The organism is Paenibacillus endoradicis, from assembly GCF_024721975.1.
On sequence record NZ_JANQBB010000001.1, the window covers coordinates 1317496 to 1335923 of the forward strand.

Genomic DNA, 18428 nt, shown 5'->3' on the forward strand with positions numbered 1-18428 from the left:
ATACTAGCCCCTCTCTTTAAGGTGAGGGGCTTAATTATAACTATTTTTGCTAACGAAAAATTCCTTACCTCAACTATTTAGTAGCACGTAGAGCAATAGCGACTGATCGCCAACCCTCAAGCGTCATCTTAGGTTCACTGATTTTCTTCTTGATAAACTCTGCTCCGAACTCCGATACAAACCACTTAGGAGGATCTATTTGAGCAGTTTGCTTTTCTAGCAATCGAATAGTATCTGATTGTGCTTTCACTGTCTGCTTTAATCCGTCTACCTCTTTTCGTTCTGCTTCTGTCATCTCCTCATTCTCTCCTTTCGTTACATCACTTCTAAATTGGTCCATGTTTATAACAGGACATGCTTTCCAACTATAGCCAGGATACTGACTATGCCCCTTAACTTCAACTGCACTTGGCAATTGCAACTGTAGCCATTTAACAAGCTCTAGCGCTGATTTGTATTGAGCATCTGTCGGTTGTTGCGTCCTAAAGTCTCCAACAAGACAAATACCTAATGCATGCTTATTGCTGTTGCCTACGTGATAGCCTACTGTCGTATGATCTAGGCATTGATTGATTGTACCGTCTCTATCAATTACGTATGTGTATGCGATACCTGGCCATCCATTAGTATTAACGTGATAAGTTGCAAATGCTTGTGCTGAACCGCTTAGAGTCAAGGAATGATGAATAGCCAGTGAACGGATATCACTGGCTTTACGAGAGTTATATTTTTTTGTTTTGTGGACAGGTAGCCTACCTTTCAGATCAATGATTTGCATCGGGATCACCTGACTTACCTCTTAGAACTTGAACTGCCTTTGAAATAATTGGTGGAATCGGCACACCAAGGCGACCAGTGTTCTCTATAAGACTCAATAGCTCTCCCGCTAGATAAAAAAAGATCGCTGCATCCCTTATAAGATGAGCATCGCCTATAACTGTATCCAATAAATGTGCCACCGCTACAATAGACAACGTGCCAATCTTACGTGTGACACCAAACCATAGTTCTCTACTTGATGCTTTCCCTTCCTTTCCAGCCAAGGCTAGACCACTCACAAAATCAATTACAATAAATACAACTAATACTGTCATGAGCTGCGTCCACCCTCCGAATAAAAATGATGCCACTGCACCGCCAATTGCTATGAAAAACTTAATTATACTATCCATCATTACACCCCATTCCATAATTTTGAGCATAAAAAAAGCACCCTTTGTTGGATGCTCTAATGTCGTTGTATGGTCCTACATACTTCTGTTTTACCATGTAGGCCTAATACAATTGATAAAACTTTTACCGAATGAAGTTAAAACGTATCTTCCATTGACTATACTAATAGTTGCATTTTCCAATTCCCCTTCAGCTTGGTATTTTTCCAACTGTTTTTTATACGCTTCTTCCTCATCTTTTAATTGTTCCCGTAGGATTTTGTATTGATCTAATTCACTTCTTCGTATCACATCTGTGTCTTCTATCAATGCGCATCTAATTAAATTATCCATATATAAAGCGATATTATCATCGAAATCTAATATAACTAGATCATTTAAGTTACTAAATTTACTAGAAAGTGGAACCTCACCACCATTTTGATTTTTAACTATTTGCGAGTAGATTATATGTTCTCTTTTAGTAAAGACTTCATTAATAATCTTCGCTTCATCTTGACTTAAGTTTTTTATAATATCAATAAATCCAGGATGAGCATGTCTAACTGTATTAATATTTGAAGCACTGGTTAATAAATTTAAAAACAATTCTGCTATATCATCATTTGTTACAGTTAGTAATTCATCAATAACTCGTAACCCAAGTGTTGGGGGAACGGTGATTATTTGATCTTCTTCAACTAAATCTAACTTTTTTTTGTACTTATCCATATGCTTTTCGAAATATAACTGTGAATTGGAATTTGCCAATTTTAATGGCAATAAGATAGTATTGCAAAGATCAAATACCGTTTCCAAAGCTAGTCCAACTTTTTTTACTGCGGGTTGAGTTAAATCTGGATATATCATTTTGAAAGCCTCAAAACCTTTGTCACTCATTTTTCCAAGTCCTAATAAATCCATTACGGAAATCCCACCTCTCGAAAGATACTTCCGTAATTATACAAAACAATTATCAATTTTGGTAGTATTAGTAAATTAGGATTAAAAATATTGCTTTGCTTTTGTGATTTTTTTTGAGAGAATATTCAAACTACTATTAATAAAGGATGTTACTCGATATAGAGATTTAAATAATTCATATAAGAACTTATTAACTAATAGAAAAATAGCTTTTTTCATGTGATACACATCCTTATAAAGTGTGTTACAAATTCCAGTACACAGAAATAATAATTAGAAGTTGTAACTTTATATTAAATCGACTTTTCCTAGTTTCCTCTAAATATTCATAACAAACAATATTGTCCTAATTCATTTTTTATTTTCCTGCACAATACGTGACAAATATTAGCATATAATAGTAATATAGTACTATATAACTATTATAATGGAGTAATAACTGATGCCAAATTACTATTTTAGAGAAGTATGGTCTCCCTTAAAATTAATCGGGATTCGTATTTTCCGTGATGACGAAGAGAAAGTTTGGATAAAAATATGGTCTAAGCCTAGAAGACGCCTTAAAAGAATTTAGTCGAACACATTATCCAACCCTCCTTTCTCCCCTCCCTAATTTAGACAATAAAAAAAGACCATTACGGTCTACACATCAATTGCATCTATATAACGTGGATCGTATAACTTCATATGCTCGTATATCTGCTTTTGCAAGTTGTTGCCTTGCTCGGAAAGAGCTTCTGCACTAAATTGTGTATCGAGTATCGATTGTACAGCGTCAGATCCAACGATCCAATTAATAACTTCTATTGCTTCACCTTTTATGTCTACACCTACTCCTGCTGATCCTGATAGCTCATCTTTAGCAGTAACGACAATTAAATCATCAATAGCGACCAAATCAAATTGCTCTGTTTGTAATAACAGCGCATCAACAACATCTTGTTTAATCATGTCCTCTGAAACAGTCACAGTAGCTATTACAGTATCCTCTTTTGTGATGTTGATATCTCCATCACCGATCAATCGAAGCCACAATGTTGTGTTTTGTTGTGGTTTAGCATCATCTTCTATCAAATACAAAAATCTTTGCAAAGGTTGGTTTCCAGCTAATCTTGCAGCCATGTCATAATAAACATGTATCTCTGCTTCAATGCGATTTAACACTCGGTTGATCTGAGCTAACATGATTACTGAGTACAATTCATTTGCAACTATCCCTGTATCTAGTGTTTCCGATTTTTCTAACGCCATTATTCACCACTCCATTCTAAGTAATTTCTTTCCAAGTTCCATTTACCAACTGTCTACCATTCTGTGCTTGCCAAGTTGCTCCATTATTACGATTGCCTTGCTCAATATTGCTCCATACTCCATTAACAAGCATCTTAATGCCTTCTACATCAAGATTAAACTTAATTAAGTTCGAGCCGTTATCTAAATTTGCAATAAAATATAGTAATCTATTATTTATTGCTACACTGTGTATTGACCTCGTATAACCATTTGCGTTAGTTACTGTTAGTCCTGTGGATTTAATAGTTAATATACCAGCGCTAAACTTACCCGTATACAGCAGCCTGTTTGCTCCATTTGGTATAGCTAATAGGAAACCAACGCTATTCCCATCTACAATCACATCAAAGTCTAAATGCTGTACACTTGTAGATTGGAATGGACTATTTAGTAATACACTTACAGCACTGAAAGATACACCATTTGTAGTTGTTACATACGCTAATACGGGCGCTGTATTGTTTGCAATCAGATAGCTGAAAAAGATATATACCGTACCATTAAACTCTACAGCATTTATTCGTCTTATATAGTGACCAACAGGTAATGTGGCTACGGTTTGCATAGCTTGAAGACCACCGTTTAATGTTAATTTTCTGCGTACAGCTAATATATTACTTGTGCCGTAAATAATCCAAGTTTCACCACTAGCTATTGCGTGAACTTCACTAGCGCCATTTCTTGCAGAATCGCTAGAAGTTCCAGAAACATATGCTGCGCCTAAATTGGGTGCAGCTGTTGTCGTCAAAGATGCATGCCTTTTATAATAAGTATTACTTGTTGAGCCTTCGGTCATGCTTGTTTGTAAATAATGATAATTACCATGCATTAATTTAGCAAAATCTACATTGGTATACGGGGAAGAAGAACCGTTTGATCTTGACGAATATATATTTGTCGTCGGTAAAATAGTAGTCGCATCAAAGTAACAAGTAAATAATCTATCATTATCGTTAGTGTCTCCGTAGCTTCCTGTAACATGAACCATAGTGCCGTTGCCTAGTATTGTTTTAATTGAAATTACATAGTCAAAATCGGGATTTGATGTTGTACCTGCATCTAATTTACATAAATCTAGCCATGTAACTCCCTCATTATTTGAGTAGATTAGCTGATAGTTATTCTTTGACGCGAGATAAGCTGTGACTAGCCAACCATTAGACAATCTAGTGACCTGCGGCACAATAGAACCGTTATTTATGAGATTCGTTGTAATCGCCATAATCTATATACCTCCTAAGATGGTGGTGGAAACCATAAATCTCCATTAGTCGCACCAACAGGAGTTGTAAGGGAATTATAGGTTTTTATTCCGTTTGTTCTTTCTGCGTTGAGGTTTGCTTGTAGTGTTCCATCACTTACAGGATGCAGTTTCCAGCTCGTAGGCACTCCGCTAGTATTTATAGGATTGTGCATAAGCTTGCCTGTGTACATATTGTCTAAAATAACGGTCACACGGTTAATTGTCCATTTTCGGATCTCTATAATGCCGTAATCCGTAGCTGCTAATCCGATATTTACGTTATTATCAGCATTTACGTTAAACCGCATGATGGACTTATCAGCCATAGCCGCTATAATCGTGGCTAGATTCGCGTTAGCTGCAGCAACTTCCGTCAAGGCGTTGTAGTTCCTCCATCCGTTGTGTAATTCAGCGTTGAGGCTCGTTTGAACTGATCCATTAGCATAAGGTTCTCTCTTCCAACCTCCAAATTTAATAGTAGCGGTAGAATTATATCTTGATTTAAGTGTGAACTCGTTTGGTGTATTTTCCAAGAAGTAGAACCACGCAACAGTAGTACCAAGTTTTTCTACAATTAGATGACCAGCTGCAGGGTATAATCCACCCACCGTTGATGAGGTATACACAACTAGAATTGATAATGGTTCCATAGCATTAAATATAGCATCGAATGTTTCGCTTCCTTGCGTTATTCCTAACTCAGAAAACGCATTGTACCGTTTCCACCCATTATGCAATCCACTATTCCAATTTGGCATCACCGTTGTGCTTATGCTAGTCGCTGAAGGTGTTCCTTGTGCTGCTGCAAAATGAACTGAATCAACCCTTACTTGTGGCGCTGGTAGTGCGGTGCTGTCCGCGTAAAACTCAGTGAGCGTCATCGCTTTCATAGCTGTTTCAAAATCAGCAGGCACATTCTGTGTACTATTAAACGCTGTCACCTTGACAGATACTCGTTGATCTGGGTTTGTATTTGTTGCAAATTCAATAGGTATAATAAATTTAGATTTTTCACTATCAAACCTCAGAGAACCAATGCGAATATGTGGAATAGTACGGGAAGATGCCTCAATATATTTTTCATCACTGAACGTGTTACTGCCATTAACAGTGAGAGTACCGTAAAATCTTTTTGTTAAGTTTCCACTAATGTCAATGGTATTGAATCCACCGCTAACTGTTACATCTAAATAACCATTAAAATATGCAACTGGAAACTCAATGTTCATTTTTTGTTTCGGGGAATTTCCGATAGTTAGTTTAGTGCCTAAATATTTTTCGAAAATTCTCTGATCTAGATTGAACATACCAGTTGCAACAGGATTCTCCTTCGGCAACGAATCCATAATGTTTTGTCTAAAAGCCTCGTGATCATATGCTGTATAATTCCTTGCTACTTTCGTTCCTATCGCCCATGATTGTGCGCTTCCTTGAAGTCCTCTTGTTACGCCTGAAATTGTATTTCCTGATTTTGATGTATAGAGAATAGTTTCAGCATTCTCTCCTTGACCAATAACTGCTAAGTTTGGAGCTGCTGGAAGCACCGCACCATTTAGTAATGTGATACTTGTTTGTGATGCTGTGATCGCTGTAGAAACTTCTGTTATGGGACTATTCGCAATCGCTGGATACATGGTTATCATATTCTTTACTCCTTCCTCGCTTCATTTTCTGCTTGATTATCGTTATAATCTGCTTTACTATCATCTTTCGATATCTTTGGAGTAGCTTGTTCGATAGTTTCACCTAGCCACATTTCAACTTCTTTCAATATCTCTAATTGCTTTGCTCCATGCATAATAGATATCGCAATAATACAGTCCTTGATCTCCTCAATTGGTTGATCTACATCAGCTAAAATTTCTAGTTTTTTTGATATTTGCGCCATTTCATTCCGTCCTTTCTGAACGAAAAATAAGCCCTCGACAAGATCGAGAGCTTTTAATACTTATAGTATAGAACTGTAGTGTTACTGATTTACTACGGATTATTATTTTCCTTATTGTTGTGATAATCCATGAATTCTTTTTCTTTCTTAGCATTAACTTCTTCTAACGAAGTTCCTAACAACTTGTATCGAATAGCATTGACTGAATCTAATAGTTCAGCAAAAGCATGAAATGCTACAGCTCCTATAATGTAAATAGGAGTAAATGATAATACCGAAAATATTGATTCATCTATACTATAAATGTATATGCCGCCAACGATTCCTACTAGTAACAATATTGTTCCAACAACACTCAAAACTTTACTAATGATAATCACTCCCTTCTATATTTTTAATTTCAGGAGTTAGTTACTAGACTCTAGTTCTAGTAATTCATTTGTATATGTGATTATATCTTGTTGTGATTTGATGATTTTTTCTTGTGATTCAACAATTCTGTTCTCGTAAAATGAGATCATTTCTTCATTTTTCTCTGTTTTCAGCTTCTCAATAGAGTGATTAATTGCTTCATTAGCTTGCTGTATTTCAAGATTCGCTGTGATTATTTTCGCTTCAATATCTGCTTTTTTCCAAATCATTTCATTAGTTGTTTCTTTTGTCCCAGGAGATGTCAATTTAATTACACTTCCTTCCTTTGATGTTTCATATTTAACATCAAGACCTAATGCTTCCGCTATAGCCCTAACAGGAGAATATGATGAACCTTCGGTTATAATCGCATCACTTATAAGTTGTCCATCTAAGTATACTGGTGCTTCAGCAGTGATTTTCTTACCGACTTTTGATGTTGAATTAGCTAACACTGAACCAGATAATAGAAAAATAGCGCATGAGGATAAAATAATGATCTTCTTTTTCATGGAAGCACCTCGTTTTTTATCCATATTGTACCACATTAGTTCTGGGTATGGGAGTGTGCAGGAATACCATTCCATGTAACTGTAGTTCCATCGCCCTTCATGAGTTGAGTTCCAATAGGAATTCCTGCGTTATATGGTCCTGCTAATCCAGTAGATGCTCCACTGTCTGCCTTACCATTAATTGCTGTTATTAACGAACCTATAGAAGATGTTAGTGCGTTAAGTTCTTGCTGAAGAGTTCTACCATTAGAGTTATTAAACAATAAACTCCAATCTCCAACATCCATTCTGACAGCATAAACACCAGCTAGACCACCTAGTATCAGAGTTTTATTAGAATAGATTCCCATTTGTCCACTTGAAGCTGCACCATAACCTATGGTTAATTGATCTGAATCTTTAACAAACCTAAGTGATGCAACTCTCTGAGAAGATAAACTATAATCAGAATTGAACTCTGCAAAGTTAGTTGCGGATAACATGACTCTAAATAACTTTTCTGTTGCAGACATTTCTGCTAGTGGGTATGCTGTTCCAGTAGAAATCTTTGCCCCATAAATCGTACCACCAGTAATTGTACCTGTAGCAACGATACCACCTGAAAACGTTCCTCCTGTAGCGTGTATAGTACCAGTAATATTCGCTTGAGAGGCTGTTAATTGTCCTGCCATATTAACCCTAAATGGAGAACTAGCGAATTGCTGATGACCAAGGTGTATTCCATTTTGATTGGCTTTGAATACATTATTCAAAACGCCGATTTCAATTTCAATAAAGTTACCTAGTTTACCTATTACTTTTTCTGCTACAAGCCCAGCTGCTGTAAGTGCTGCCTCTGCTGTTTGTCCTCCATCACGAGTGATATAGAGTCCTTTAGATGATAATACTACTTGATCATTCGTAACTAGTTTGCTTTTTAATATAATCCCTCGTTCATCATAAATAACTTCAGTTTTCGAATTATTAATATCGTGTACTGCTTGAGCTGCAAAGGTTTCAAACGCTTCTGTACGTACTTTACCTCCGCTTATGATGTTATCAATGATCTGTTTTGATTTATTCAAGTCAGCAAGAATATCATCATAATCACTTAGATAATAGTTAGCCAGTGTAAAGTCAGGTTGCTTGTCTGGACTGAACAAAGGTTCTTTCAATTCCATTGCTCTAGCTGTAATCCCCATAATCTGCATTTCAGGATCGTGAATTTTAATGGTGTCTCCTAGAAACACTTCAGGTTCTTGATAATCGATTCGATGAAGATCAGCAACGTTTAGAGTAATGTCAATTACCGGAACTTCATTTTCTAATAATGATTTTCTAGTAAATTTCAATAACTCTAATGGATCTTCAATATCTTGATTTATGACTTCTCCATCAAAGTAGGTATTCGTTGTATTTGACCAATAAGCAGCATACGGTGATATTAAGTAATTCACTCGAATTACACCATTTACGATTGCACCAGGTATAGCATTCAAGAGAGCATATTCCGTTGTGGTGAGGTTTGATGCTGACATACCAATAAATGTTCTTCCATCTTTCATTTGGCTGTACATACGTGTTACAAGTGCTCTACTGCTGTCCTTGAAGTTAATGTTAATGATGTTCTTTTTGATTCTTGCTTCATACCCACGATTCATTCCAATTTGCTTTTTAATATGAATGTTAAAGTTATCAGGCTCAATCTCGCATTCATAGATTTCAACCACTTTGTTTAATGCTTGCAAACAATCTCCTCTGCCAAAGTCCTTTATATCTTTCAGATCAAAAGAATCATCGACAGAGAATGTAAAATTACCACCTGTTGCAGAGGATATAGATAATAACAAGGTGTTTATTGATACACCATATGCTTCATCAATATAAGAGGAATAGGGGAATTTGAATTCAGCTAGTTTAAACATGATATGCGTACAGTTAAACTCAACTAATCGTTTCACACCGTCTCGTTTACGCGATCGATCATTAATCACATAATACTGACCTCGCTCATCTTTAACATGTCCTTTTAATTCGATAACCTTGTAATCCTCACTAGACATGGGAACAACGAATGTTAGCTCATAGTCACTATTAATACGTCTACTACGTAATACATCCGTCGCTTGTCCTAAACCGCCTAAGTGGCTCATGTTTCTGTCATAAACTGCTAGTCGTTTCATTTAGTCACCCACTTAATACAAATATCGATCACGATAAGACACTCTAACTAGGATATTACGTCCAGTCACAGTATCTTTATACGTTATTGTGTTTACTCCTGGATTAACGTCAAATACATCTCCGTCATAGCCAATAATCATTCCGTTTTTCGATACTCTGAATTTACTAGAATCAATGATGATTTTATCTCCAGGAGCAAATGGTCCATTTACAGTTATGGAATCAATATGAAACTTTTTAGGTTGAACATGTAGATCACCATCACCATTCATTATCGTTTTCATCAAGGTTTCCCGAATAACACTTGAAGTTAGACTTCCTTCTCCACTCATGACAATAGAATTGATCATTTCACGAATGTATTTCGCATCTGCCGAACCTTCGCCATTCATCTCGATAGATGCTGAATAGACTGCTCCTGGTGAAAAAGTAGACGCACCATTAACATCCATTCGGACAGAGAATAGCACGTCTAATGTATACGATCGATTGAACGGAGTACTATTAAAACCAGTTTGGTTAAACAAAATTAACCCTCCTTTCTATCTTCATTAATTGAGAGTTAATACGACATCGCCAACAGGGAATTTAATGATGTCAGAGACAGATATCGTTTTCGGATTAGTGACTGCTCCATAATATAATAGATTTCCACCAGTTAAGGCATCTCGAATAGCAACGTGTGTAATGAGGTTCCAGTTTGCTGTTGCCACAGGAAAAACGATTTCAGCGCTACTTTTTATCGTTCTTCTTGGTACTGTGACTAATGCTCCAATTCCAGGATGATATATTTCTGCATTCTCAGTAACCGGCGCACTAAATGTAACGCTTTTCCGAACGTACCCACCTCCAGAAACCTCCGAACCTGTATCTGCAGCTGTTGGGTTAGAAGTATATAATGCGATATACACTGTTGCTGGAAAAGTATAAGCTTGCCCTCTAAATACACCATTTAATAGTTTATCCGCTAAATAATTCGAGACTGCTAATGTCATTGAAATCACTCCGTTTCATATTCGTTTAATAATGTAAATCCATTAACCGTTGTTGTACCGTTGTTTGTTAACACAAAAATCGGACGAGCGCTTAAATCGCCGTCCGATTGAACTGTAATTATTCCAGGAGATTGCGTTACTTCTAATTCAACTAATCTTTCTTCACTCTCAGGAAAGGGTTTATGCATCTTTAGTGGAAGTTGAAACATTCCATCAAAAATTATTTTCTCAATTGGCAAAGTTCCTGCATATCTTGCACGATATTGTTTACCTGGTTGATCGCTATACGTGATATAACGTTCTCCTCGCTTTGCATCAAACAGCTTAGCCACTGCCCTAACCTTAGCTTGATAATCTAGCCTTGGATCATCAGCAATGAGTATGCATTCGTGATTGATGATTCTTGGCCCATATTCAGATCCAAAATCAACCTCTCCATCTTCTCCTGCAATTTGCACATTATAATCCCTTGTATCAGGAAGAGGAGGGATATCCCTCTTGATGATTTTGATTCCAATAGATGACCATTTCACACCATCAATCCAAGCTTCAATCATCGTGTTTTCCCTCCTCCTCTAGATTGAATTCTTCTAACTAAATTATCTCTCTCATTCCAAAAAGACTTAGCTGTTGACGAATCATCAATATTAACATCACCAGTTGAAACGGTATAGTAATTATGATTAACAACAGAACTTTCAGATCCAGCAGCCATACTAAAACTAGGCATGCTAAAATTTAATTTTGGAAGAGATAGATTTAGAAGCTTGAACAGATTACTTTGTTGTATGTCATTGAGCACCAACTCTCCAGCATGTGCAACAACCGGTACGGCTTGCCCTCTTATACCTTTTACTTTTCCACCATCTGAAAAATGTTGAAGTTTCCCAGTATCTTGCGTTATTCCATATTTATCTCGTATATCTTGATTGCGTTGAGATAGAGATTTCATGGTTTCTTTATCGTTAATCGCTTTAGCTTTATCCCAAGCATCCTTATTCGAATTATATTCTGCTAGATCTGCCTCTTTAGGATCACTATTTGTCAGATTACTAATGGTTGCCATTCTACTTTTATAATCAGCGATAAAGATGTCTAACTGATTAAGAATTTCAGTGTTTTTCTCAGATTCCTTCATGATTTGAAGTTGCTTGAGTTCCTCTGCTTGTTTTTCAACATCTGTACCGAATCCTTTTAACGCTTCAATCATGTTGTCGTAATGTGTTTCTAATTGATCAATTTGATCATCATAGGCATCTTTTTGTTGCTCTTTCTCATCTTCTAATTTTTTCTTTTCTTCTTCAAGACTTCGAATGTATAATTCTCTTTCTCTTTCGAGTTGCATTTTTTCGATTTCTTTAAGAAGGTCTTCGCGTTCTTTGATTCCTTCGGGACCAACAGCAGATTGAAGAAGAGCAACTCTAGCTTGTTTCTCCGCTAATAGCTTTTCATAATCATCGTCCTCATATTGTTGCCTTTCCGCAGCGATGAGATCTTCTATCACTTTTATCTTCTCTTCTTGAGCTTCAACAAAGGCATCGCGTTCCGCTTTTATTGCTTCGATAGATGATTTTTTAATTTTTTCAATGGCTTCTGTTTGAACTTTATAGAGTTCTTCTAGCTTCTTCTCTTCATTGCTAATTAATTTCATTCTCAGAGCATAAACCTGCTCATCTGCCTTTTTTCGTTCTTCTGTACCCTTAGCATATCTAGACTGAATTCGTAGCCAAGCTTCTAATTCTTCTTCTTCAGATAATCTCCCCATCGCTTTCTCATGCGCAATCCATTTTTCAGAATTCGAGATACTTTCTTGAACGAGAGCTTTCTGAGCTGCATAAACCTGCTCATCTGCCTTTTTTCGTTCTTCGGTACCTTTAGCATATCTTTCTTGCACACGCAGCCAAGCTGCTAACTCTGCCTCTTTAGATAACCTCCCCATCGCACTTTCATGTGATATCCATTGCTCAGACATTGACCAAATTTCTTGGATTTGAGCTTTCTTAGCTGCATAAACCATTTCATCTAATTTCATTCGTTCTTCTGTACCTGCTTTATACTTAACCTGAATCTCTTGAAGCATTTTCAATTCTTCTTTAGCAGAGACTTCGCGAATGTTTTTTTGATGGTTAATATAGCTTAAAGAGCTCTCAAAGGCTTCTTTTGCTTTTCTTTTATCCGCTTCTATAATTTCTTTTTGTATGGCATATACTTTCTCGTCAAGTTTCATTCGTTCTTCTGTGCCTATAGCATATTCCTTTTGCAAGTTCTGCCACATCACTAATTCTTGTTCCAAAGTAATGCGATCCATCGCTTTTTCATGTTCAATTTGCTTTTGAGCATTTGAAAAAGCATCATTTTTCGCACTTTTTTTAGATGATTTTTTTCCAGATGAAGAACTTTTTCCGTAATCAGGATCACTATAAAGATCCGTTAATACTTTTAATCTTTCATCATACTCCGCTTGTGAATTAAAGTAATCGGTATAGAGTGCTTCAATTTTAGCTAATTCTGCATCTTCAGCTTTCATTTTGTCTTTAACAATGGTTTCGTTTAATCCTTCAACCATAAAATTATACAGAGAGTTATTGCTGAATATATCTGGAACCATACCTGTGTATACAGTGCTTTCCATTGCCGTTTTATTGGATTGTGCACTTAATAATTGAGCTCTTAATTCAGCCAAATTACGTATACCATCCATTTCAATGCCATAGGCTTCCATTCGATCATTTGTTGCATTAATTGTAGCGTTTGCTGAGTCTCTCTCTGCTGTTAAAGCATCAATAGCCATTTGCACTTTAGCTTTTCTTAGCGCTTCAACAGCTTTTTCTTCAAATGCCCATCCATCAGCCGTTTTGTAAATTCTAGAAGTGAGCTCAGGGTACTTGTTAATCAAATCCGCTGCCTCTGATGCATTTAAGGATTGACCTTTGGCTAAGTTTTCTTGAACACCTACCAGTTCCTTAATAGCTGAACTGGCATCTTCAATTTCTTTTTTAATCTCCTTCATAGAATCAGCAAAGTCATCCGCTACTGTTTCTCCGTCCTCTAACTCTGATACTAATTTGTTCATTTCATCAGTAGAAGTTGAAGTTATTCCGTTAAGGGTATCTAAGGATTGTTGACTAGTTTTAATTTTCTCATTTAATTCTTCGAGTTTTCCATTTAACTCAACAATTTTATTAGCTATTTCTACTTCATCAAGACTCCCTTGTGTTCCTGATCTGAGATCCATTAGCATTTTATTTGAGTATTCTAGTTCTTTATTTCCATCTATTTTTGCATTGATATATTCTAGGTATAGATCAAGTTCTTCCTTGATTTTATCCCTTGATTTTGTCGAATTCTTCAGTTCTTCTTCTTCAATGCTTCTAAGAGCGTATTTATACTCTTCCGTGAAGTTTTTTACTTTCTCAATGTTAACATCCAACGCATTACCATTTTCATCCCAACCTGACACAAATTCAGGCATGAGTTTGCTAATTCGCTCTATTACATTAGCAAGTTCAGTTTTCGCTGATGTGATTTCTTCACTTGATGACGTATTACTATCAATAATTGTTTTTAGTTCTTTATAGCGTCCAACTAATGCATAAGCATCTCTTTCATTAGTGTTGGTTGAACCATTAACTTCATTCTGAGCACCTGCATAATAAGACCAAGCTGTTGTTGCTACGCCTACAGCCAATGCTATTGCTGTTAATGCAGCACCTATCGGTGTGGCAACAAAAGCTCTTTGAGAAACAGTAGCAACATCTGTAGCTACTTTTAAACCCAACATTCCTTTTGATGCATTAACTAAACCTGTCACCATAGATATAATCGATTGACCTGTCATTAGTCGCATTCCAGTGTTGAGCGTCATGATTGCAGTTCCTAATAGTAAGGTAACGGTAATTGTATCTCTAATCGGCTCTGGAAGTGAGTTAAAACCATCAATTAATAACTTCCCAGTGTGAACAACCTCTTTTAGAATCGCAAGAAGTCCACTATCACCTAAAGTAATGACGAACTCATCCCAAACGGCTTTAAGTTGTAAAGTTTGTTTCTCTAACGTAGTCATAGCTAGTGCATTTTCTCGTTGAGCTGATCCGAATGAGTTTTCAGCTACTGCAGCTACTTCCATTGCTTTAGAGTAGTTATTCATTAAAGAGATAAAACGAGAAGCTTGATCACCACGAGCGACCGCTTGTGTAATCTCATGTCTTTGTGCATCGGCGAGCGTATCCCATTTTTCTGCAATCTTACCTAAAAGCTCTGAAAATCCCATCATATCGCCGTTTGCATGCTTGATCGTGCCTACATATTTTTCAAGCTTATCAATAGCAATATCACGACTTGAGAACGAAATGAAAGACTTTATTGCATTTCCTGCTACTGATCCAGTAAATCCTGCCTGGTTAAGTACCGTTAAATATCCAATTAGGTCATTTACTTCAACCTTAGCGTTAATAGCTGAAGCCCCTACACGGTTCATACCTTCTAGAATCTTTTTGGATGTTGTAGGGAAGTTATTTGAAACTTCATTGAGTTTGTCTAGCAATCTCTCCGAGTCCTGAGCAGCTAACCCTAAGTTAAGAATAGCCCCAGTCATCAGTTCTTGAGCTTGTGCAGCATTAGAAAATGATTGTTCTACGTTAGCTGCCATTAACGCAGTACCAGCAAGAGCTTCCGTTTCTCTTTCATTAAATCCTTGTTGCGCTATGAGCGTGTATACTTCTCCGACTTCTGTCAAAGCATATCCAAATTCTTTAGCATTCTCGATTGCAGATTTCTTTACAAATTCAACATCTGCTGTATCACCCATAACACGCTTAACATTAACCATTTCATATTCAAATGACTTAATTACACTAATCGCTTCTGTTGCCCCACGAATGATAGAGTAGTACATTGACCCAGCTAATAAATATTGAGATGATCGATTTAAAACAGAAGCATCATTTGAGACTTGTGCCATCTTAGCCTGAAACATTTGTGCTTGCTGCGCCATCTTTGCATGGTGTCGTTCTTCTTCCAGTTCAAGTTTACGATGACCATTCTTCATGATTTGGAATTGTCGGTCTATTTTGGTTTGATTCAAGTTTTCTTGACTACTAGCCACAAGTGATTTCTGTTGTATCACCACTAATTTCTTTTGATGCTCAGATTCTTGTTGTAAGATTGCGTCTTGACGTTGCTTAACAATCATCTGTTGTGCTTTTAATTTTTCTTCCGTAATCTTATTTGTTTGATCGAGTTGATTTTTCTTTGCATTTAATAACTCAGCTTGAGCAGTTCTTTGTTTAACCAAAGCGTCTGATTCAGCCAATATTTTATTCCTACGTTCTTCAGATGTTAACGCTGATTTATTAGCTGCACTTGCAATGGCGTTGTACATCTTTTGCGTTTCAGCTAATTCTTTATTCAATACCTCGAATGACTGTGCATTATTTCTAGCACCTTCGTCAAGCTGCTTAAACCCAGGAAGAATTTTAGTCATATCTAGATTAATTCGAGCAGCTACGACATCTTTATTCGATCCTTCCATCGTACGATCACCTCCCATTTAGGCACAAAAATAGGAGGCTCCACTGAGCCCCCATTAGTCTGTAAATATCTAATCTAATTGTAAATCTGATTCTCTTCGTGTTTACTTCAGATATAACGCAAAAAAGCGCACTATACCGAAGTACAGTGCGCCTTACTATCTTGCTAAGGAAAATTTTCCTTAGCTATTCCCCTTAAATTCCTAAATCAGATAGATACTTCGCTTTTTTAGGTTTTTTCTCTATTTTCCCACCATGTATAATCACTTCAAACTCATCCTTACAATTCTTTAGCTTAGTCAAAGCTTGTATCTTCAAGAATGTAAGGTTCTCCCAATCTCTATCAGAAACGCCCATACTAATGCAAAGAGCCCATAAAGCTAAGTAATCGGTTGTTTCATTCTCACTACTATCTTCGTTTTCCTCATCATCCGGATCGTGAGGAAATGATTCATCATAGAAATCGAGTGAGGAGACTATCTAACTCCTTAATTCCTTCTTCGTCAACGCTATCATATTCATCATCAGATAAGCCACCATCTAGCACAGTATTGAAGGCTTCGCGATACTTAGCTTCTGCTTCTGGGAAATCAAATTTATCATCACCAAACCAACCTTTTTCACGACCAATACAAAATTGAAAGTTATATTTCACACCATTCATGAGCTTACGTAGATCTCGAATGGTTTTGATGGTACCTATTTTGATATGTTTCTTAAGAGTTTCAGATAATCTGATCTCTGTACCCAAATTTAAAGTTTGATCTAAGTTATCTTTTTTATCCACAAGTCATTCCTCCTAATTATAAAAAGAACAGCCCCTCAATATGAAATAAGGGACCGCAAATTATGATACATATGCAAATACGATTTCCGCTGCAATGCCATCTGGATTATCAGGTGATACATATCCTTCAAGTACTTCTAGTTGTAACTGGTTAACTGAAGGTGTTTTACGTTGAGCGCCGATATTAGTAGTACCGCCACCAATTGCATTGTAAATGGTAAGTTGACATTGAACGGTTTGACGAGTTTTATCATCAAGTAATTCAAAACGATGCACAAATTTAAATGGCTTAGGTTTACGTAAACCGTCAAATGCAGTAGCTTCTGAACTCTCAGCTGACCATTTGTACGTTACCAAGATAACCTTGTCTTTGTTCTCATCTGCCGATTTAATTAGACCTGTTGATGTGATCGTATATTGCTCAACAGTAGGCGTTGCAGCTACACGCTCCAACTTTTTAAGATTTCCGTTAGCATCCTTTACATTAACTTCATCACTTTCAGCGACGATTCCTGTAATGTTGTATTTTTCTAACCCTTTGATCTGATAACCATCATTTGAAAGGATACCTTCTTCCATCTCATCCATCTTCTTAGGTCCTACTTTTGTTTTTGAACCTTGTGTGATCTCGGCAAGAGCTGGAGAGTAACGAGGTACTTCGATTGTAACAATATCTTGAAGATCTTGTGCAGTCAAATGGAATGGATATCCTGATTGACCGCCAAACACTTTTGTCCACTGGAATTGAGGAGCAAAGATAACGCTATTGATCTTCTCATCCACATATTTCAAATTCCCTTCTTCATCGCGAAACCAAATCGTACCTACACCATCCATAACAATTGGATTCATATTAATTTCCTACCCCTCAAATTAATTTATATAAGTTCCCATAGGAGCTTATCTATTTCTTGGATGCGTCTATACTCATTCGTTTGTTTGTAACTGTCACCTTTCGGTAGTACAGCACCTAAAAGACCTAGCTTGGTAGCTAGTGATATCTTTTCTTGAGTAAGTTTCTCTAGCTCTGATATCATTGCTGGTTTTTCATCTGCTTCATTAACATTATCCTTCTTACCACGCATAACTATCACCTCAATTCATTCTGATATAATCCACATCGTAAATTGCTTTATACGCCTTTACACCTGTTATACCAGTACCAAAGTCGGTGTCATAAGTTAAACTACATCGAAATGTATTTACAATCTCTGATCTAAGGTTTTTGTCATGAAGGATCTTAAATACTCTACCTGCCATCTTACGAGCATCCACTGAACTCTTAGCGTAAAAGTCTAAACAAAATTTACCTTCGAAAACAAGTGGATTACGACCAAATCGACCAGGCATCACATAAATCTGAACTTGAGGAATGTTTTCCCTAATGAATGTGGAATCAATCTCCAAACCCTTGACTATCCGATTCACAACTTTCTCGGCTGGAGGTAATGGGGTTAGAGCAAAATAAGCCATAAATATCTCATCTAATATCAATTGGCTAAAAACAACTTCTATTAATTCTTGACTCAAATC

At 36.7% G+C, this 18428-nt stretch carries 18 protein-coding genes; all 18 read right to left on the reverse strand.

The features are described 5' to 3' along the window. Positions 1-73: 73 nt before the first annotated feature. The 18 genes from NV377_RS06230 to NV377_RS06315 all read right to left on the reverse strand — a co-directional run bounded on the left by NV377_RS06230 (position 74) and on the right by NV377_RS06315 (position 18425). The gene (locus NV377_RS06230; protein ID WP_258200385.1) at positions 74-778 is read right to left on the reverse strand and encodes a peptidoglycan recognition protein family protein; all 705 of its coding nucleotides are present in this window, start codon (positions 776-778) and stop codon (positions 74-76) included. After that, positions 765-1202 carry a phage holin family protein gene (locus NV377_RS06235; protein ID WP_258200280.1) on the reverse strand — a complete coding sequence of 146 codons (438 nt, stop codon included), beginning with the start codon at positions 1200-1202 and terminating at the stop codon, positions 765-767. The genes NV377_RS06230 and NV377_RS06235 overlap by 14 nt, the downstream gene beginning before the upstream one ends. 60 nt (positions 1203-1262) lie before the next feature. Continuing rightward, on the reverse strand, positions 1263-2075 hold the full coding sequence (locus NV377_RS06240; protein WP_258200281.1) for a DUF4393 domain-containing protein: 813 nt from the start codon (positions 2073-2075) through the stop codon (positions 1263-1265). Positions 2076-2717: 642 nt separating this feature from the next. After that, positions 2718-3326: a hypothetical protein gene (locus NV377_RS06245; protein WP_258200282.1), complete on the reverse strand. Its 609-nt coding sequence runs from the start codon at positions 3324-3326 to the stop codon at positions 2718-2720. Positions 3327-3342: 16 nt separating this feature from the next. Then, complete coding sequence (locus NV377_RS06250) at positions 3343-4590, reverse strand: hypothetical protein (RefSeq protein ID WP_258200283.1); 1248 nt, start codon at positions 4588-4590, stop codon at positions 3343-3345. 14 nt (positions 4591-4604) lie between these two features. After that, entirely contained in the window at positions 4605-6254 is a 1650-nt protein-coding gene (locus tag NV377_RS06255) for a hypothetical protein (RefSeq protein WP_258200284.1), read from the reverse strand. A 5-nt stretch (positions 6255-6259) separates the two neighbouring features. Continuing rightward, a complete protein-coding gene (locus NV377_RS06260; RefSeq protein WP_258200285.1) occupies positions 6260-6499 on the reverse strand; it encodes a hypothetical protein in 240 nt (79 codons plus the stop codon). Positions 6500-6591: 92 nt separating this feature from the next. Next, the gene (locus NV377_RS06265) at positions 6592-6879 is read right to left on the reverse strand and encodes a hypothetical protein (RefSeq protein WP_258200286.1); all 288 of its coding nucleotides are present in this window, start codon (positions 6877-6879) and stop codon (positions 6592-6594) included. 27 nt (positions 6880-6906) lie between these two features. Continuing rightward, on the reverse strand, positions 6907-7446 hold the full coding sequence (locus NV377_RS06270) for a stalk domain-containing protein (protein WP_258200287.1): 540 nt from the start codon (positions 7444-7446) through the stop codon (positions 6907-6909). 11 nt (positions 7447-7457) lie between these two features. Continuing rightward, a complete protein-coding gene (locus NV377_RS06275) occupies positions 7458-9584 on the reverse strand; it encodes a phage tail protein (protein WP_258200288.1) in 2127 nt (708 codons plus the stop codon). Between the two features lie 12 nt (positions 9585-9596). Beyond that, the gene (locus tag NV377_RS06280) at positions 9597-10112 is read right to left on the reverse strand and encodes a phage distal tail protein (protein WP_258200289.1); all 516 of its coding nucleotides are present in this window, start codon (positions 10110-10112) and stop codon (positions 9597-9599) included. A 24-nt stretch (positions 10113-10136) separates the two neighbouring features. Continuing rightward, positions 10137-10580, reverse strand: coding sequence for a phage tail fiber protein (locus NV377_RS06285; protein ID WP_258200290.1), 444 nt, complete (start codon positions 10578-10580; stop codon positions 10137-10139). Positions 10581-10585: 5 nt separating this feature from the next. Then, positions 10586-11137, reverse strand: coding sequence for a phage tail domain-containing protein (locus NV377_RS06290; RefSeq protein WP_258200291.1), 552 nt, complete (start codon positions 11135-11137; stop codon positions 10586-10588). Continuing rightward, positions 11134-16110 (reverse strand): phage tail tape measure protein, encoded by a 4977-nt coding sequence (locus NV377_RS06295; protein ID WP_258200292.1) that lies wholly within the window; start codon positions 16108-16110, stop codon positions 11134-11136. The genes NV377_RS06290 and NV377_RS06295 overlap by 4 nt, the downstream gene beginning before the upstream one ends. A 452-nt stretch (positions 16111-16562) precedes the next feature. Then, a complete protein-coding gene (locus tag NV377_RS06300; RefSeq protein ID WP_258200293.1) occupies positions 16563-16895 on the reverse strand; it encodes a hypothetical protein in 333 nt (110 codons plus the stop codon). Between the two features lie 60 nt (positions 16896-16955). After that, a complete protein-coding gene (locus NV377_RS06305; protein WP_258200294.1) occupies positions 16956-17747 on the reverse strand; it encodes a YomU family phage tail tube protein in 792 nt (263 codons plus the stop codon). 26 nt (positions 17748-17773) lie between these two features. Further along, a complete protein-coding gene (locus NV377_RS06310; protein ID WP_258200295.1) occupies positions 17774-17980 on the reverse strand; it encodes a hypothetical protein in 207 nt (68 codons plus the stop codon). A 10-nt stretch (positions 17981-17990) separates the two neighbouring features. Continuing rightward, positions 17991-18425: a hypothetical protein gene (locus NV377_RS06315; protein WP_258200296.1), complete on the reverse strand. Its 435-nt coding sequence runs from the start codon at positions 18423-18425 to the stop codon at positions 17991-17993. Positions 18426-18428 lie beyond the last annotated feature (3 nt).